This window comes from Geomonas silvestris, assembly GCF_014193515.1.
GTDB classification, from domain to species: domain Bacteria; phylum Desulfobacterota; class Desulfuromonadia; order Geobacterales; family Geobacteraceae; genus Geomonas; species Geomonas silvestris.
In genome coordinates, this window is sequence record NZ_BLXX01000011.1 from 52992 (window position 1) to 70165 (window position 17174).

The window sequence follows — 17174 nt, forward strand, 5'->3', positions numbered from 1 at the left end:
CGGTTGTCTTCGCCCCTACTCGCGGCTAAGAAAATGTAGCCCAACCAGCACCCCTCGTTGAGGCACCGACACTCCTAGTTTTTCGCCGCCCCCTCACGCTTCAGCCAGATCTCCCGGCCCAGCATGATGAAGAAGAAGGCAAAGGAAGTAAGGGTCAGCCACTTGCCGATCTTGAAGGGGGTCGGGTCGAAGGTGAACTCCACCCGGTGTTTGCCGGGGGTGAGGTAAATCCCCCTCAGCACGTGGTCCACCGGGTAGATCTCGGTCTCCTTGCCGTCAACGGCGGCGCGCCACCCCCGGTAGTATTTCTCTCCCAAGACAAGCATGGCGTTCGTTGCGACCTGGGCATCGAGGTCGATCCGCTCCCCTTCGAACCTGGTCACCTGCACGGCCCCGGGAGCGGCAGTCGCCGGAGCGCCCGGGTTTGCCAGCGGGATGGGGGAAGGCGTTTCGACGAGTGCGATCTGGCCCAGGTTGAGCTTGGGGTCCTGCATGACACCCAAGCGCTCGTTGGGGGAGCTGACCACGGCGATGGTACCCACCAGCCACGCCTTGGGAAGCACCGTCCGGCTCTCAAGGACCACCGTCCCGTCGGGAGAGGTGAACACCGGGGTGAACTTGGCGCTCAGGCCCGCCTTCTCTTTCTCGAACTGGTCCCGCGCCACGATCAGGTACCTGACATTGAGGATGTCGGGCATGCTGGAGCCCATGTTGAAATTATCCAGAAACTCCTGCCAGCGCCGCTGCTGTACCGCGTTGGCCGTGAAAACCACGGGAATTTTATGCGCGACATACGCCATCGGATCGCTGCCATCCATGGGAAGCACCCGATACTGATCCGAAGCCTGCCGGGCCACGAAATCGAGCACCGGCGTCTTGACCATCCGGCTTTTTTCCGGCACCGCAATGGTGAACAGGAATTTGCCGTCGATTCTTCCGACGTCCGCCAGGAAAAGGGCCAGCAAGAGACCGGGAAGCAGCTTTATGGTCACGGCACCGCGCCGATAGGCGAAAAACACGGCGGCAAACAGGGCGGCAAGCCCAGCCGACAGCCCGGTTTCCGTCACCAGGTTCAGCCAGCGCTGCATCACCAGTTGCTCGCTCTGCGGCTGGTAACGGGTCGGCTGGGAAAGGATCTCGATGAACCGGTTGATCCAATAATCCCTGCCGACCAGTTCTACGGCCAAGAGCGCCACCAGGGCTACCGGCAGGGCGGCCACCCCGATCAGGTACTTCTTGAACTCTTTGGTCTCTCGAGTTTTCAGGTCAAGCAGCAGGTCGAGCCCCAGCGCAGACAGCACCCCAAGCCCCATGACAGGGATGAACATCATCATCTTGGGGACCCGGAAGCGGTTGATCCCCGGGAAGTAGTCGAAGAGCAGGTTGTAGAAGATGGTGTACTTCCCCATCGAGAAGAAGACCCCGCCGAGAATCGCCGCGGTGGCCAGCCAGGTGTAACGGTTGCGGCGGTAGATGAGCGGCAGCGGCACCAAAAGCCAGGGGAGCAGCCCCATGTAGCTCACGGTCTGGGTGAAGTTCATGCGCCCCCAGTAATAGCAGGCGATGTTCTTCGGGTTCTCGCCCCCCTCCTGCCGGGAGAGTCCGAAGAAGCCGGGGATAACAAAGGCGCCGAGCTCTTCGGGCGGCAGCGACCAGGACATTGCCTCCTCGCGGGCAAGCCCGCCCTTCCCCTCGTTGGCGCCGCTGTGCACGCCGCGGTTGGTATCCTGCGACCAGTTGGCAAGTGGCAACAGCGCCATCGAAACGGTACTGAGGAAAAAGACCAGGACCACCACGTTCATCCCGAGCAGCTTCGGGAACGGGAACAGCTTCCGCTCCTCCGGGTTGCGCAGGATCGCCACCGAGCGGAGCACGCCGTACAGGCCGATGCACAGGCAGGTGTAAAAGGCGATCTGCCAGTGCGTGTTGAAAAACTGCAGCGCCAGGAAAAATGCCGTGGCGAGGAAGAAGATCAGCCTGCGGGTTAAAAGCCCCCGCTCCAGGAAGTAAAACGCCCAGGGTGCGAAGGAGATCGTCGCGATCTTCATGACGTGGCCGGCATTGATGAGCGAGGCGTTCTCGGGGGCGATCGCGAAGATCAAGGCGGCAAGAAACGCAGCGATTCTGCTGGCGCCGATGGTGCGGCAAAAAAGATAGAGCCCCGCGGCGCCAAAGAACAGGTGCAGCACGATGAACCAGGCGACGCTGGCAGGCGGCGGCAGCAGCAGGAAGAGCAGTTTTATGTAGAAGAGCATCTGGGTGGCATTACCGCCCCCCTCTGCAGTCGAGCCGCCGTTGACATAGACGTCCCACCCGGCGGAGAACACGTTGCTGTCGAACAGCTTCGCGAACCCCTTCTGGTGGATATCGAGGACCCCCCAGTAGAATTCGTTGATGATATCGGGGGCGCTGATGATCTTCCCCGTGAAGAGGATCTTCCAGAAGAAGAGGATGAGAAGCAGCAGCAATCCCCCCAGAAACAGGAGGTCCTTCTTTTTTTCCGTCATGCAAACCTCGCGATGCGCTTAGCGTTGAGCGCTATCTGTAACCTTTACGTAAAAATTATGCAAGAGGCCAGCGTAGTCCCGCCAGGCGTAGCTCGTTACCAGGAAGGCGCGTCCGGCGGCCGAGGCACGCTTTCTGGCGTCCGGGTCGCGCAGCAGTGCCAGACACTTTTCCGCCATTTCTCCCTCGGCGCCCGGATCGCACAAAAGTCCCTGCAGTTCCGGCGCAACGTACTCGGGTATCTGCCCGACCCTGTCCGCCACCACCGGGATCCCGGCCCGGAGCAGTTCGGTGAATTTTGCCGGACACTTGGCCCGGTTCACCAGGTTGTCCGCAAAGGGATAGAGGGCCACGTCACCTGCAGCCAGGTACGCCGGCAGTTCAACCGGTTCGATCCAACCGGCCACCAGCAGCTTGGAGGCGAACCCCAAGGTGCGGGATGCTTCGGCGAGTTGCTGCTCTTCCCCGTGCCGCCCCTTGCCGACCACCAGGAACCAGGCTTCCGGCACTCCCCTGGAAACCTGGGCGAGGATCCGGTGCAACCTGGCCTGGTCGAACTCGAAGAAGCGGGTGTAGAGGAGGACGACCGGTGCGGCGGCGGGAATGCCGAGACGCTCGCGGACCCCGGCGCCGCTCGCGGGAGGCAGATCCTCGACGCAGTTTGGGAGATACAGCAGCCGTTGCGGGGGCACCCCCATGGCGAGGATCTGCTGCTCGAGCATCCGGCTGGCAACCGTCACCCCGCTCAAGCGAGGGGGGAGCCACGACTCCTGAACGGCATAGAGCCGCTGTTCGGCCCCCGAGTAACGGACAAGGTCGTTCATGCCGCCTTCCCCTTCCCAATCGTCGGTATCCAGGAAAAGGCGAGGCATGCGGATCCCCAGGCGTTCGCAGCAGACCATGAGCATGGCGGCGAGCCCGCCGTACCCTTTGGGTTTGAAGAGGTGCACCAGATCCGGGCTTTCCTTGAGAGCCGCCCGGAACATGCGCCAGGCCAGGAAAGGAGCCGCCAGGGCCTTGTGCCGCGGGCCAAGCGACACGTTCAGGAGCTTTACCCCCCTCACGATCTCGGTCCGCCCGGAATCTTCCGGGTTCGTATAAGGGGGCGCCACGATCACCACCTGGTGCCCCAGCTTCTCAAGCTCGACTGCCAGAGGGAGCATGCGTGCGATCAGGGTCCCTTTGGGACGGATGCCAAACGGCGCCAGGAAGACGATCTTCACCTGCACACCTCCCGGTAGAGATCCAGGTACTCGGGGGCCCGGACCGCCATGGAAAACCGTTCCCGCACCATGCGCGCCCCCGCACTCCCCATGGACCTGCGCAGTGCGGGATCTTCCAGGAGCAGTTCGATGCGCGCGGCCAGCTGATCGACGTTACCCGGTTGCACCAGGAAACCGGTCACCCCGTCCTGCACGACCTCCCGCATCCCTTCCAGGGCATGGGCCACCACGGGCACCCCGCAGGACTGGGCTTCGACAAGCGCCATCCCGAACGACTCGCTCCACGAGGTGTGCACCAAGAGCGCCGCTTCGGCGAGAACGCTCATGACCTTGTGGGTAGCCCCCGGGAAGAAGACCCGGCCCGCCAGCCCGTTTCTTTCGGCAAACTTTTTCAGGTCCCGCACATAGCCGCGCGCGGAGAGCCCCGTCGTCCCGTAGAGCCAAAGCTCTACATCATTTCTGGCGAGCCGGGAAAACGCCTCGAGCAAGAGGTCCTGCCCCTTGTTGCGGTTGAGACTGGCAATCATCACCACGCGGAGCCGGCCGCCCTCGTTACGGACCGGAGGCTCCGGCGCGAGTTCCAGGGCGTTGACGATGGTGCGCCTGCGCCGGGCCGGAACCCCGGCGAAGTGCTCGGCGCAGGTCTGGGAACAAAAGACGACTTCGTCAGCCCTCAGCATCGCCTGCCTGACCAGCCACCCTATCCTGCGCGGCATCTCGTGGATGTGAAAAACGACCGGCAACCCGAGGGCCCGGGCACAGAGAACCGACCAGGCAAGCTTCAGGCTGTGGGCATGAACGACGTCGAAACCGCGCCCGCGGGTCAGCAAAAGGAGGTTCAGGAGAAACCTCTTGGCCCGCCATAAAAACGGGGTGCGCGCCCCCAGGGTGATTACCGGAATCCCCTCGGCCCGCAATTCCTGCGCATAGATGCCGTCATAGGCGAAAGCCACCGTCGGGGCGACCTGGACCGTCCTGGCGAGCCGGATGAAATTGACGGCAACGGCAGGGACTCCGGAGCGCCGCGCATCGTGCAAAAGGTAAAGGACCTTGACCGGCTGCATCACGCTTTCTCCCGAGCGATCCGGCAGGGCCAGGGGCGCCCCGGCCACAGGGCTAGGTTCACCCGCACCAGGGAGGCCGCCATGAGGCCAAGTGCGGCGACCCTGTAACGGCCGGCCCCGACCAGCGCGGCAGTCTCCCGACTGCGCTCGAACTCGCCTCGGCAGTTCTGCTTCAGCGCCGTTTTGAAGATGGCACGGGCACGGTAGCGGCGGTACTCATCCAGCAACTCGCCGGCCTGGATCGCCGGGGCGTGCGCTGCGAGGACCTCGAGGATGTCGGGAAGCGCCACGTTGCGGCGCAGTTCCTGTTCGCTCCCCTGAGCCGAGTGGACCCGGTACTTCATCAGGTACTCGGGAAGGACCGCAACGGGAGCGTGCGCGGCGATGCGCAGCCACATCTCGTAGTCGCCGGCAGATCCGAAACGGCCAGTGGTGTCGAAGCCTCCCAGCTCGCGGTACATCCGGCGCCGCACCATGACCGAGGGGGTCACCAGGAAGTAACGGCTCCCCCCGCTTCTCACCACGGCACGAAACGCGTCGGCCAGTCGGTAGCGTCCGTCCGGTGCGGTTCCCGAAGGAAGCTCGGTCGCGGAGAGCTGCGCGCCGTTTTCATCGACGATGGTGGCCAGGGTCCCCACCAGTCCGAGCTCGGGGTCAGCTTCCAGCAGTCCCACGCACTTATGTACGATGTCCGGCCCGTAGACGTCGTCCGAGTGGTACAGGGCGAGGTACTCCCCGCGCGCCTCGGCGATCAGGTTGTTCCAGTTCCGGAACGGGCCGCTGTTGGTCTCGTTGACCAGCACCCGGAAGCCGTAGCGTCGACCGTACTCCTGGGCGATCTCCACCGAGTCGTCCTGCGACGCGTTGTCCGAGATGATCACCTCGAGGTTTCCGTAGCTCTGGGAAACCAGCGAATCGAGGGTCTCTCGCAGGTAGCGGGAGCTGTTGTAGGTCGGCACGCAAATGGTGACCAGAGGCAGGCTGCGCGTCATCAGGGTGCACCTCTTCGGACAAGTTTCGCGAGCGGCTTGGCCACGATGTCGTTCACCAGGGTCCGCACATCCCCGGGAAGGCGGAGGTAGGAAACGGCCGAGTAACCGGCCACTACCGCCAGGTTGATCAGGAGCCGCAGCCACAGCGTCCCCACCAGGTGATTCACCAGCAAAACGAGGGCGACCGCAGGGAAAAGCACGGTACCGAACTGGACCGCCAGGGGGCGCCACTCGAGGGTTATCTTCCGGTCGGTGCGCCGGGCTATCTCGCGCGGAATGAGCCAGAACACCGTCACGAGCGAGGCGACCAGCGTCCCGGTAGCAACACCACCCAGTCCCAGAACCTGGACGAGCATGAGCGACAGCGTCAGGTTGACGCCCGCTTCCAGCCAGGAGATCAACGGCAGGTTGCGCACCAGGTTGAGGCTCGTCAAAAGCGCCGCGTGCACGCTGACCAGCGACAAGAGATACCCGTACCCGCCCATGGCAAAGACCACCAGCACCCCACCATAGGCCTTGTGGCCGGCCCAGATGTCGATGATGAATTCCGCGTAGGCAAGGGAGCCGATCCAGATCAACCCGCCGAGGATCGAGGTGACCCGGCAGATCTGGTTGTAGGTTCCCACGATCCAGCTGAAATCGCCGCTGGCCCAGGCCCTTCCGAAGTACGGAGAGATGGCGGGGTTGATCGCGGTGAAAACGATGTAGGTCATGGTGACCAGTTTGAAGGTGACCTGGTAGGGGGTCACCGCTCCCACTCCCAGGAAGTGGCTGATGACCAGGTTATCCGTCTGCCACACCATGAGCGAGGCGAGCCCCACGACAAAGATCCGGCCACCGGAGACCAGGATCGCCCGGGTCTCGAACTCCGGGGGACAGGGCCCCTGAAGCAGGGGAGCCATCCCTTCCCTGAAGATGCGCCGGTTTTCCCGATACCCGAAGAGAAAATGGAGCGTCCCGGCCAGGCTGCAGACCAGGACCAGCCCGCCGCGCGCTATCGCATACCAGGCCAGATCCCCCTTGAGCCAGATGGTGAGGATCAGGGCGAGGATATAGCTGTTGGTGCTCAAGGTTGCGTAGAAGCGCTCGACGTGCACCTTTTGCACGGCGAGAAATCCGGCGAGAAAAGGGGCGAACAGCAGGTTCACCAGGAACAGCACGGCGGTCCAGAAGGCCGCACGCTGCACCTCGGTAAAAATAGCCGGAGGGATCTTGCCCAAGACCTGCACCCAACCGGGGAAGCAGGTAAAGAGCAGAAACAGGGCGAGCACCGCGAGACCGATCCAGACCATCAAGACAAACGAGCGGCAGACGATGGCGAGCTGTTCGCGCCGGTCCACCGATTTGGCGCCCAATACCGAACAGGCGGTCGGGATGCCGAAGTTGGTGATGGAGAGGTAGTTGACCAGGGTCATCACCAGGGCAAGAGCGCCGTAGCGGTCGGTGCCGAAGTAACCGAGGGTTACCGGGACGGCGACCACCGAGATGAGGTTCGTCGCCAGCATCCCGAGATAGCTCGAGGAGGTGCCCAGCAGCACCCTGCTGCGCCGCTCAGTCCCCATCGGCCTGCGTCCTTTTGGCGAGGGCATGGGAGATGGTCCGCGCCACCCTGAAGATCCCTCCCGGCAACAGCAGCAGCGGCAGGTCGAGAACCCAGAAAGAAGGAAACCACCAGAAGAGCTCGGCGCAGTCTCGCAGCAAGGGCCAGCTCACCCGCAGCCCCTTGGCCTTGGCGAGCGGGATATTCTTGGGATAGCCGTCCTTGATGGTCCGGTACGCCGCGCGGACGGTCGCCCGGTCGTAGCCCAACTGGGGCATCTCGCGGTAAATCCGCACGAGGTTGAGCCCGGTCATCAGGAAGGTTCCCGAACCTCCCCAGCGGGTCACCCCCTCCTGGTCCTCCAGAACCAACTGGGCGACCAGCTCTTCACAGATCACGTAGGAAGGAGACTTTGCCAGGGCCTGGACCAGAAACCCCATGTGGATCCAGCCGCCGCCGACGTAGCGCTCGACTCCCGCGCTCTCCCAGGCATCCCGCCGGAAGATGTTGGAAGAGATCAGGCCGCACTTGAACCGGCTCCTGCGGAAAAAGTCGGCACCGGTCGGGCAGAGGCCGGTGTCGGCCGGGTCAAGACGGATCGGATGCCGGGAGTCGGCAAAGATCGCGGCGACTTCGGGGTGCTGCCGGATGACCTGCAAGACCTGCCGCACCGCGTCCCCGCGGCAGAAGATGTCGTCGTCCGACATGATCCAGACGAAACGCCCGCGAGCCCGCCGCAGGCAAAGGTCCACGTTGCCGTCGAACCCCACGTTCTTATCGTTTCGCTGGTACCGGATTGCGGGATGCTCCGCAGCGAAGGTACCCACGACGTCGCCGGTATCGTCAGTCGAGGCGTTGTCGCAGACGAGCAGTTCGACACCGGGTTCCAGTTGGGGAACGATGGTTGCCAGGGCGCGGGCTATGGTGCGGGCGCCGTTATAGGTCGGTACCGCAATCGTCAGGAGAAGTTCATCAGGCACGCTGGAGCTCCCGGAGTAACGTGGCGGCAAAATGATCACAGGTAAATGCGCGGGCTTTGCTTCCCCCCAAAAACGCCTCGATGGCTTCGAGGTATTCGAGGTAACGCTCATCCGACATCTCGACCAGGAACCGGTAGAGTTCCTCGAATCCGGAGAACTTGCGCAAGTCGATGAAGCACTGTGCCGGAATGTGGTCGGTTACGTTGTCCGCACCGCGGTAGACGGGAACCGTCCCGGAGAAGAAGGCATCGAAGAGTTTTTCCGTGATGTACCCCGGGATGTCCCGCACGTTCTCGTAACAAAGTGCAAACCGGTAGCGCCCCATCACGTCGCGCTTGCGGGCCACCTTTCCGCGCCAGGACGGAAACTGCGGTGCGAGGAGCCGCCTGAGCCAACCGATCCGGTTCAGCTTGCCGACCAGGGGAATACCTGGGGTGCGCACCTCGTCCCACCCAAAGCCGAAGAGATCGAAGTCCAGCGGGTGCTCTTTCTCGAACCAGCGGATCGCGGCCAGACGGTCTCCGTAAAGCTCCTGGGGATGGCGGGAGATCTTGTTGCCGGCAATCATGACGCAGAGCTTTTCTTTCGCGGCGAGGTCCTTGGGAACAGCCGGAGGGAACCGGAAGGCGTAGTTCAGTTTGAGGATCCGCTCGCCGTCCACCTGCGAGTCGTCGTAGGTAAAGATCTTCCTGAACCGGCCGGTCAGATCGCGGTCGTAATTGCGCGGGTGCACCAGGCGGCTTTCCAGCACGAGCAGGAACATCGGTCGACCGGTTGCCAAAGCTTTTCTGTAGAAGGGATCTGAGGGAACCGGCATGTCTATGAAAACAAAGGCATCTGCCGCTTCTGGGGCCAGAACCCCGGAGGTGGCTACCGATATTCCCAGTTCGGCCGCCTTGGCGCGCAACACGCTGAAGGGGAGCAGGAGGTCGTCCCCGATGGCTGCGTCACGCTCCTCGAAGAGGCGGTTCCCCTCGTTAAGCCCTTGATAGATGTTGTGAAAAGCGACGGTAGAGACTGGCATCATTAATACTTGGTGAAAACGCAGTCGAACTGGGCGAGGGGCCAATCGCGTTGCCCCTCGCTGTGGGAGAGGTCGTAGATCTGCGCCGGAGCAAAGCCGTAATCGTGCATGATCTGGAACAGGCGAATGTACTCGCCGTTGCCGCGGGCGTTGCGCACGAAGGAGATTTCCATGATGACGGAGTCGACCTTGGAGCGAAAGGTTTCCGGCCCCCCCTTGAGGATCTGCTGCTCGACCCCCTCGACGTCGATTTTCACGAGATCGATGTGCTCGATCCCCTGTTCGCGCACGAAGTCATCCAGGCGCACGAGGTCGATCCGCTCGGACTCCACTTCGGTGATGTGCGGGTTCATACGCCGGAACTCGTCGCTCAGCCCGAGCATGGAGTTCGCGCCGTGGAAGGAGGTGATATGCAGGTCGCCCTGTTTCTCCTCGTCGAAGAAACCGAGTTTGAAGGTCCGGGAACGGTCGGCGTACCCGGTCTTTGCGATGTTCGCGGTCAAGGCGGCGTAGGTCGAGGTGCAGGGTTCGAAGGAATAGACCGTAGCCTGGGGAAAGTAGTAGAGCATGAGCGACGACACGTCACCGACGTTTGCCCCGATGTCGAACACGGTGCGCAGGTTTCGGTTCATGCCACGCAACACGGGTCCGATCCCGGCGCGATTCGGTTGCACCAGGTCCAGGATCCCTTTACGCCAGGGATAGGGGATCATATCCGTAAAAGACTTGAAAGCACTCAATCGAGTTCTCCTTCTCTAACCGTTGACCTTTCATTAGGCCCTTGACGCTTCCTCTCAACAGAGCCGCATAGCTTACCGGCTCAAAAACACTAGAACCCTCTACAAAACCATCGTAATACCCGACAGATATTGAACATTGACTACGAGACCATCAACTTCCCACGAGAAATAATGCTATTCCGAACGCGCAGCCCTACTTCGGCGAGGGTGTCTTCATTATCGCAGCTGGCAATTGACAACAACGCGAGAAAATTATCGTTATTTCCTCCGCGATGTCATACATCGGAGAGCACATCTTCGTTATCGTCGCCGCAATTAACAACTTCGAGAAAAAAATATCGATATTTTTTTTGCGATAATGTTGTTCGGCAAGCGATTAACGATATTCCGGCGACGATGTTGTTAATCGCCGGCAAAATAACGATACTTTTTTTGCGATAACATTATTTGTCGAGCGATTAACGATATTCCGGCGACGATGTTGTTAATCGCCGGCAAAATAACGATACTTTTTTTGCGATAATGTTGTTCGGCGAGCAATTAACGATATTCCGGCGGCGATAACGTTAATCGCCCGACAAAATAACGATACTTTTTTTGCGATAACGTTATTTGTCGAGCGATTAACGATATTCCGGCGACGATGTCATACATTGCCGAGCACATCTTAGTTATCGCGGCAGCAATTAACAACATTACGAAAAAAGTATCGTTATTCTCTGCGCGATGTCGTACATCGGCAGGACGATCACGTTAATGACGAGTTCAACTAATGAAATCAGCTCCGCAATTTCATTAATCGCCTAACGCATAACGGAATCGGTGACGGCCTTATCTTTCCAATCTGGTGTTGTTGGGTACTTGGGCAGCAACTGGGAATAAATCCGCGGGAGGAAATCCTTGGTGGGGGTCTCTGCAGATTCTCCTAAGCGATGCGCCCTCCGTTTTGCTTATACATTCAATAACAGTTCTGTTTCTTGCCACGTGTTCGCGGGGACTAACTTTTTTAACCGGTGGCCCAGCCTGGCAGTTCTCCGTTATTTTTTATCAGGATCTTCGTCTGCCTCTTCGCCGTACCCGCTCTCACCTTCCTTGACGCTGAAGCCGTGGCGATGTGCCTCCGGATCGGACTTGTGGTCACTTAGATCCGCAGCCACGGTGGTCACTCGGCGGTCAAGCTTCGGGATATCCTTCTCTTTGAGTTCCGACTCCAACCGCTCCGTGTGCTCCGCGTGCATCTGCTGCCCCTCGATGACCACGTCGATCTTGCTATCCATCTCATGGAGGAACGTCAAGATCCTGCGTTCGGATGCATCTATGGAAGCATCCATCTTGCGGTCCATCCCCTCCAAGAATGCCACCATCCTTCGCTCGGACGCCTCCATCCTGCGGTCCATCGCTTCCAGGGCTCCCATGACCCTCCCTTCGGAGGCATCCATCCTGGCTTCCATCGCATCGAACCGGGCGTCCACCGTCTCAAACATGGCGTCGAACTTGGCTTCAACAGCGTCGATCTTAGTCCCTAGTCGTTCCTCAACGGCGTCGATCCTGGTGCCTAGTCGATCCTCGACATCATCGATCCTGGTGCCCAGTCGATCCTCGACATCGTCGATTTTCGTACCTAGACGATCCTCAACAGCGCCGATCTTGGTTTCTAGGATGTCGCGTTCGCTCTTTTCCATGGGTTTCCCCTCGCAAGCCAGCGCCAGAAAGTGCGGCACCTCAAGACCTTACGGGGCGCCACACCTTAAGTGTAACTCCTCCGGCACATTTCCGAAAGGCAACGGAGCAATCTCCACAATTCGCTACTTTGGCACCTCGCCTTCGTCCACCAAGTCGATGAGCATCTCATCTGCCAACTCCTGGCGATCGAGGTGGGGCGACATGTCTTCGATGGGACGGTTCACCACGAGCTTCGGGTTAACGCAGGTCATCTGCTCAAGCTTCACTTCCACAAAGGCCGGACCGGCAAGTGCCAAAGCCTCGGAGATTACGGTTTCGGCGCCTTCCATGGTGTCGATCACAAAGGACGGGACGCCGTAGGCCTCAGCGATCCGGACGAGGTCCGGGCAGCCGTACCCGACGACGGTGGATTGCTGCCGTCCGCCGAAGTACAGGTCCTGGAACTGCCGCACCATCCCCAGGCAGTTGTTATTGAGGACGAACATCTTCACCGGCAGCTTGTGGTTCACAATGGTGTCGAGATCCTGGATATTGACCTGGATGCCGCCGTCGCCGGAGAGAACGATCGCCTTCTCGGCAGGCGCCGCCTTGGCTGCCCCAAGCGCCGCGGGCAAGGCAAACCCCATCGCCCCCATGCCGCCGGAGATGAGCATGCGCTGGCGCTCCTTGAGACGGAAGGACTGCGCCGCCCACATCTGGTTCTGCCCGACATCGAGACAGACGATATCGCCGGGGGAACAGAGGGACGAGAGCAGCTCCATGAAGCGGTTCGGCTCGATGACCGGGAATTCGTTCTGGTTGGAGCGGGTCGGATAGCGCTCCCGGTACCGCTCGATCACCCCGTACCACGGGGACAGGTCGGGCTTTTGGTACGCAGCGAGTTCGGAGTTGAGCGCAACAAGGAGGTCCTTCACGTCGGCGTGGATGGCGAGTTCCACGGGCACCTTGGCGTTCAGCTCGACGGGATCGATGTCGACGTGAACCTTCTGCGCGGCCCGGCCGAAGGTGTCGGGGCGGGTGCCGGTCTGCCGGGAGTCGAGCCGGGCGCCGAGCACCAGGAGGAAGTCGCAGTTGGCCAGCGCCATGTTCGAGAAGCGGTTGCCGTACGCCCCGATCATCCCGAAGAAGGCGGGGTTGTCGTGGGATACGGCGTCGAGCCCCATGAGCGTGGCCACCAGCGGAGTGCCGCTCTTCCCGATGAATTCGGCAAGTTCGGCAGTTGCCCCGGCGGTACGGACACCTCCGCCTGCGAGGATCATCGGGCGCTTGGCGGCCTGCAACAGCGCACGGACCTGTTTAACCTGCTCGGACGAGACCACCGGTTTGACGAGCGCCAGGTGTTCAGGCGAGCCCAGGAAGGCCGGGAGGGTCGCGGGCTCGATCTGCGCCCGCTGCACGTTCATCGGGATGTCCAAAAGCGCCGGCCCGGGGCGACCGCTCTGCGCCAGGAACACCGCCTTCTCCAAGTGGTACCGGATGCTCTCGGGTTCGACGACCAGCTCCGCGTACTTGGTGAGCGGCTTGGCGACCGAGACGATGTCGGTCTCCTGGAAACCGATCTGACGGATCGGGCGGTCGAACTTGTACTCGTAGGTGTTCACCTGCCCGGTAATGAAGAGACAGGGGACCGAGTCGAACCAGCAGCTGCCGACGCCGGTGATCATGTTGAGCGCACCGGGGCCGCTGGTCGCCATGGCAACGCCGAGCTTGCCGTTGATCCGCGCGTAGGCCTCGGCGGCAAAGGCGCCGGCCTGCTCGTGGTGCACCGAGACACAGTTGATATCGTCGCGCGGGACGGTGGAATCGATCAGGTGGGTGATGGCGCCGCCGATGAACTCGAAGATCTCCGAGACCCCCTCCTCCACCAGAAAATCTATGACGTAATCAGACAGTTTCATAAAACTCCCCTGCAGTGTTTCAGTTAGCGGTACAGCGAAAGGTGCCCCCGCATCCAATCCACGGTCTTTTCAAGTCCCTCTGTCAGGCCGGTTTGCGGCTCCCAGTCGAGCAGCGCCTTGGCCTTGCCGATATCGGCCACCCAGCAGGTCGGTTCGACGCGCTGAGCGGCAACGCCTCCCCAGACGGCGCTCGCTCCGGTTCCGGCCAGGCGCTCTGCCAGCGCGGCCACCTCGCCGAGCGAGCTCTGGCTGCCACTGCCGACGTTGATGATCTCCCCACGAAGTTTCGCAAGCTCGTCCGTTTTCAGGTAGAGGTCGAGTACGTCGTCGATGTAGACCCAGTCGCGCACCGAGAGCGGAGTGGAGAGCCGTGGCGTCTCGCCGCGCAAGAGTGTCGCGAGCAGGTAGGGGATGAACCGTTTGGGATCGTCCCAGGGGCCGTACGGCGAGAAAAGCCTCAGGGTCACCACCGGCAACCCCTTCTGCAGCGCTTCGGATCGGCAGTGCAGCGAGGCAGCGACCTTGGAGACGCCGTAGTCGCCGAGCGGCTCCGGGATGTCCGCCTCACGCATCGGCTCCTTTTTGGTCCCGTACTCCGACGAGCTCCCGGTGTTGACGAAGCAGTCAAAGCCGACCTTCTCGCAGGCGCGCAAGAGGTTCATGGTCCCGGTGAGGTTGGCGGCGAAGATGGCGTCCGTATCGCGCTGGCTGGCAAAGCCGCCGTAGGTCGCCAGGTGGTAGACGATCTGCGGCTTCACCTCGGCCACCACCCGCTCCAAGGTCGCGGCGTCGGAGAGATCCACCACGTGCCGTACCACGCGGTCCTCGATCTCCGCCAGACGCCAGGTGTCGGACTGTGCCCGGGTCAGGATGTGGACCTCGCGCCCTAGTTCGACCAGGCGCCGCGTGAGCGCCCCGCCCACGAACCCGGTTGCCCCCGTCACCAGCGTGGTCATCTGGCCGCGAACTCCTTGAGGGTCGCCACCATGTACTCGAGCATCTCCGGCTTCATCCCCGGATAGACGCCGATCCAGAAGGTGTCGTTCATGATGCGGTCGGTCTCTTTGAGCTCGCCCACCACGCGGAACCCCGCGCCACTTTGCCGCATCTCGTCGAAGCAGGGGTGCTTTATGAGGTTCCCGGCGAAGAGCATGCGGGTCTGGATCCCCTTCCTCTCCAGGTGGTTCACCACCTCCTCGCGGCTAAAGCCCGCCTCCTTACGCACGGTGAGGAGGAAGCCGAACCAGGAGGGCTCGCTGTTTTCGGTCGGCTCGGGGAGCACGAAGCGGTCGGCAAGCCCGCTTAACCCGTCGCGCAGGAACTGCCAGTTGGCCCGGCGCGCGGCGACGAATCCGGAAAGCTTCTCGAGCTGCGCGCAGCCGATGGCCGCCTGCATGTCGGTCACCTTCAGGTTGTAGCCGAAGTGGGAGTAGACGTATTTGTGATCGTAGCCGTAGGGGAGCTCGCCGAAGCGCTGGGTGAAGCGGTTGCCGCAGGTGTTGTCGCGCCCCGAGGGGCACCAGCAGTCGCGCCCCCAGTCGCGGAACGATTCCACCAGGCGCTTCAGGGTAGTGTCGTTGGTGTAGACCGCGCCCCCCTCGCCCATCGTCATGTGGTGCGGCGGATAGAAGCTCGAGGTGCCGAGATCCCCCAGCGTCCCGGTGTAGTGCCAGTCCCCTTGGTGGAAGTAGCGCGAACCGAGCGCATCGCAGTTGTCCTCGATAAGCCACAGACCGTGCTTTTCGCAGAATACTTTGACGGCGCCGAGGTCAAAGGGGTTGCCCAGGGTGTGCGCGAGCATGACCGCCTTGGTCTTCTCGGAGCGCGCCGCCTCGAGCAGGGTGACGTCCACGTTGTAGGTGGGGAGCGCCACGTCCACGAAGACCGGAATCGCACCGTACTGGATGATGGGCGCAACTGTGGTCGGGAAGCCGGCGGCCACGGTGATGACCTCGTCGCCGCGCCTGATGCGCCGCTCGCCCAGCTTCGGCGAGGTGAGCGCCATGAAGGCCAGGAGGTTCGCCGAGGAGCCGGAGTTCACCAGGGAGGCGTGCTGCACGCCGAGGAACTCGGCGAACTCCTTTTCGAACTTCTCTGCGTAACGCCCGGTGGTGAGCCAGAAGTCGAGCGATGAGTCGATCAGGTTCGCCATCTCGCGCTCGTCGAAGACGCGGCCGCCGTAGGAGATGCGCTTACCCGGGGCAAACGGCTGCTCGGGCTTGTGCTTGAAGTTGTAGTAATCGACCGCGGCCTTGATGGCGGCCTCGCGGAGCTGTTTTTCCTGTTCTTTGGTGTCGTGCACGGTGGTTCCTCCGGGTTAGTTGCAGACAGTGGGACCAGCGGGTTGCCGCAAGCACATGGTCGCGGGCGGATCAAACGAGGAGCACGATGAGAAGCCAAGGCTTAGGGGTTGGGTACCGGTAGCGCCAGCCCCCTTCAGCTTGCTTCGTACTCCGCAATCTGCTGCAAGCAGACCTCGCGCAGATCAGCGCCGTCGCGGTAGGCCTGGGTCCAGGCGACGATGCTGTCGAGGGTGCGGGCCAACGACCAGCGCGGGGTCCAGCCCAACTCGTTGCGCGCCTTGGAGCAGTCGAGCTTTAGGTAGTGCGCCTCGTGCGGGTGGTCGCCTTCGTCGATCTGGTAGCCGGCTCCCCAGCCCCAGCCGGCGCAGAGCTTCTCCACGATCCAGCCCACCGGACGGGCATCTTCCTCGGCGGGACCGAAGTTGTAACCGGTGGCAAAGCGCACCCCTTCTTCGTAGAGTCGCTGCGCAAGCGTGAGGTACCCGGAAAGCGGCTCGAGCACGTGCTGCCAGGGACGGATGGCATGCGGATTGCGGATCTGCACCGCCTCGCCCGCCAGGATGGCCCTGATGCAGTCCGGGATCAGCCGGTCGCCCGCCCAGTCGCCGCCGCCGATGACGTTGCCGGCACGCGCCGTCGCGACCGCCACTCGGTGTTCCTGGTAACGTGCGGGGTTGAAGTACGAGGAGCGGTAGCTCGCGGTGACGAGCTCGGAGCACCCCTTCGAGTTGGAGTACGGATCGTACCCGCCCATCGGCTCGTTCTCGCGGTAGCCCCAGGCCCACTCGCGGTTTTCGTAGACCTTGTCGGTGGTAACGTTCACCACCGCGCGCACCGAGGGGCAGCTGCGCACCGCTTCCAAAAGGTGCACGGTTCCCATCACGTTGATCGCGTAGGTGTCGACGGGGATCTTGTACGAGTCGCGCACCAAAGGCTGGGCGGCCATGTGGATCACGATCTCGGGACGGGCCTGGGCGAGCTCCTCTTTGAGCCGCTCGAGGTCGCGCACGTCGGCGGTCACCGAGTGGACCAGCTGATCCACACGGGCGAGTTCGAAGAGGCTCGGGTCGGTGGGGGGATCCAGCGCGTATCCGGTTACCTTGGCTCCCAGGGTGTGCAACCAGAGCGAGAGCCAGGCACCCTTGAAGCCGGTGTGTCCGGTGAGAAAAACTCTTTTGCCTTGCCAGAAGGCGCGCATCGTTTCAGTTCTTTGATCCATTCG

General features: G+C 62.0%; 13 protein-coding genes. All 13 read right to left on the reverse strand.

Going from position 1 to position 17174, the window contains the following annotated elements; translation table 11 throughout:
* Positions 1–74: 74 nt before the first annotated feature.
* Complete coding sequence (locus tag GMST_RS16050; RefSeq protein WP_183355709.1) at positions 75–2507, reverse strand: YfhO family protein; 2433 nt, start codon at positions 2505–2507, stop codon at positions 75–77.
* 18 nt (positions 2508–2525) lie between these two features.
* Positions 2526–3728 carry a glycosyltransferase family 4 protein gene (locus GMST_RS16055; protein ID WP_183355710.1) on the reverse strand — a complete coding sequence of 401 codons (1203 nt, stop codon included), beginning with the start codon at positions 3726–3728 and terminating at the stop codon, positions 2526–2528.
* A complete protein-coding gene (locus GMST_RS16060; RefSeq protein WP_183355711.1) occupies positions 3725–4792 on the reverse strand; it encodes a glycosyltransferase family 4 protein in 1068 nt (355 codons plus the stop codon). The genes GMST_RS16055 and GMST_RS16060 overlap by 4 nt, the downstream gene beginning before the upstream one ends.
* A complete protein-coding gene (locus GMST_RS16065) occupies positions 4792–5784 on the reverse strand; it encodes a glycosyltransferase (protein ID WP_183355712.1) in 993 nt (330 codons plus the stop codon). Before GMST_RS16065 ends, GMST_RS16060 begins: the two co-directional genes overlap by 1 nt.
* Positions 5784–7346 carry a lipopolysaccharide biosynthesis protein gene (locus tag GMST_RS16070; protein WP_183355713.1) on the reverse strand — a complete coding sequence of 521 codons (1563 nt, stop codon included), beginning with the start codon at positions 7344–7346 and terminating at the stop codon, positions 5784–5786. Before GMST_RS16070 ends, GMST_RS16065 begins: the two co-directional genes overlap by 1 nt.
* Entirely contained in the window at positions 7336–8304 is a 969-nt protein-coding gene (locus tag GMST_RS16075; RefSeq protein ID WP_183355714.1) for a glycosyltransferase family 2 protein, read from the reverse strand. The genes GMST_RS16070 and GMST_RS16075 overlap by 11 nt, the downstream gene beginning before the upstream one ends.
* The gene (locus GMST_RS16080; RefSeq protein WP_183355715.1) at positions 8297–9328 is read right to left on the reverse strand and encodes a glycosyltransferase family 10 domain-containing protein; all 1032 of its coding nucleotides are present in this window, start codon (positions 9326–9328) and stop codon (positions 8297–8299) included. The genes GMST_RS16075 and GMST_RS16080 overlap by 8 nt, the downstream gene beginning before the upstream one ends.
* A 2-nt stretch (positions 9329–9330) precedes the next feature.
* Positions 9331–10068 carry an FkbM family methyltransferase gene (locus GMST_RS16085; protein ID WP_183355716.1) on the reverse strand — a complete coding sequence of 246 codons (738 nt, stop codon included), beginning with the start codon at positions 10066–10068 and terminating at the stop codon, positions 9331–9333.
* Between the two features lie 1037 nt (positions 10069–11105).
* Positions 11106–11750, reverse strand: a complete 645-nt coding sequence (locus GMST_RS16090; protein WP_183355717.1) for an apolipoprotein A1/A4/E family protein — start codon at positions 11748–11750, stop codon at positions 11106–11108.
* A 123-nt stretch (positions 11751–11873) separates the two neighbouring features.
* Positions 11874–13649, reverse strand: a complete 1776-nt coding sequence (locus GMST_RS16095; RefSeq protein WP_183355718.1) for a thiamine pyrophosphate-binding protein — start codon at positions 13647–13649, stop codon at positions 11874–11876.
* Positions 13650–13672: 23 nt separating this feature from the next.
* A complete protein-coding gene (locus GMST_RS16100) occupies positions 13673–14605 on the reverse strand; it encodes an NAD-dependent epimerase/dehydratase family protein (protein ID WP_183355719.1) in 933 nt (310 codons plus the stop codon).
* Positions 14602–15951: a lipopolysaccharide biosynthesis protein RfbH gene (gene rfbH, locus GMST_RS16105; RefSeq protein WP_183355720.1), complete on the reverse strand. Its 1350-nt coding sequence runs from the start codon at positions 15949–15951 to the stop codon at positions 14602–14604. Before rfbH ends, GMST_RS16100 begins: the two co-directional genes overlap by 4 nt.
* A 134-nt stretch (positions 15952–16085) precedes the next feature.
* Positions 16086–17171, reverse strand: a complete 1086-nt coding sequence (gene rfbG / locus GMST_RS16110; RefSeq protein WP_246399764.1) for a CDP-glucose 4,6-dehydratase — start codon at positions 17169–17171, stop codon at positions 16086–16088.
* Positions 17172–17174: the final 3 nt, after the last annotated feature.

Excerpts from the sequence above, each read along its gene's own strand:
- GMST_RS16050 (WP_183355709.1), bottom strand. The coding sequence starts at position 2,507 with ATGACGGAAAAAAAGAAGGACCTCCTGTTTCTGGGGGGATTGCTGCTG.
- GMST_RS16060 (WP_183355711.1), bottom strand. The coding sequence starts at position 4,792 with ATGCAGCCGGTCAAGGTCCTTTACCTTTTGCACGATGCGCGGCGCTCC.
- GMST_RS16065 (WP_183355712.1), bottom strand. The coding sequence starts at position 5,784 with ATGACGCGCAGCCTGCCTCTGGTCACCATTTGCGTGCCGACCTACAAC.
- GMST_RS16070 (WP_183355713.1), bottom strand. The coding sequence starts at position 7,346 with ATGGGGACTGAGCGGCGCAGCAGGGTGCTGCTGGGCACCTCCTCGAGC.
- GMST_RS16080 (WP_183355715.1), bottom strand. The coding sequence starts at position 9,328 with ATGCCAGTCTCTACCGTCGCTTTTCACAACATCTATCAAGGGCTTAAC.
- GMST_RS16090 (WP_183355717.1), bottom strand. The coding sequence starts at position 11,750 with ATGGAAAAGAGCGAACGCGACATCCTAGAAACCAAGATCGGCGCTGTT.
- GMST_RS16095 (WP_183355718.1), bottom strand. The coding sequence starts at position 13,649 with ATGAAACTGTCTGATTACGTCATAGATTTTCTGGTGGAGGAGGGGGTC.
- GMST_RS16100 (WP_183355719.1), bottom strand. The coding sequence starts at position 14,605 with ATGACCACGCTGGTGACGGGGGCAACCGGGTTCGTGGGCGGGGCGCTC.
- rfbG (WP_246399764.1), bottom strand. The coding sequence starts at position 17,171 with ATGGATCAAAGAACTGAAACGATGCGCGCCTTCTGGCAAGGCAAAAGA.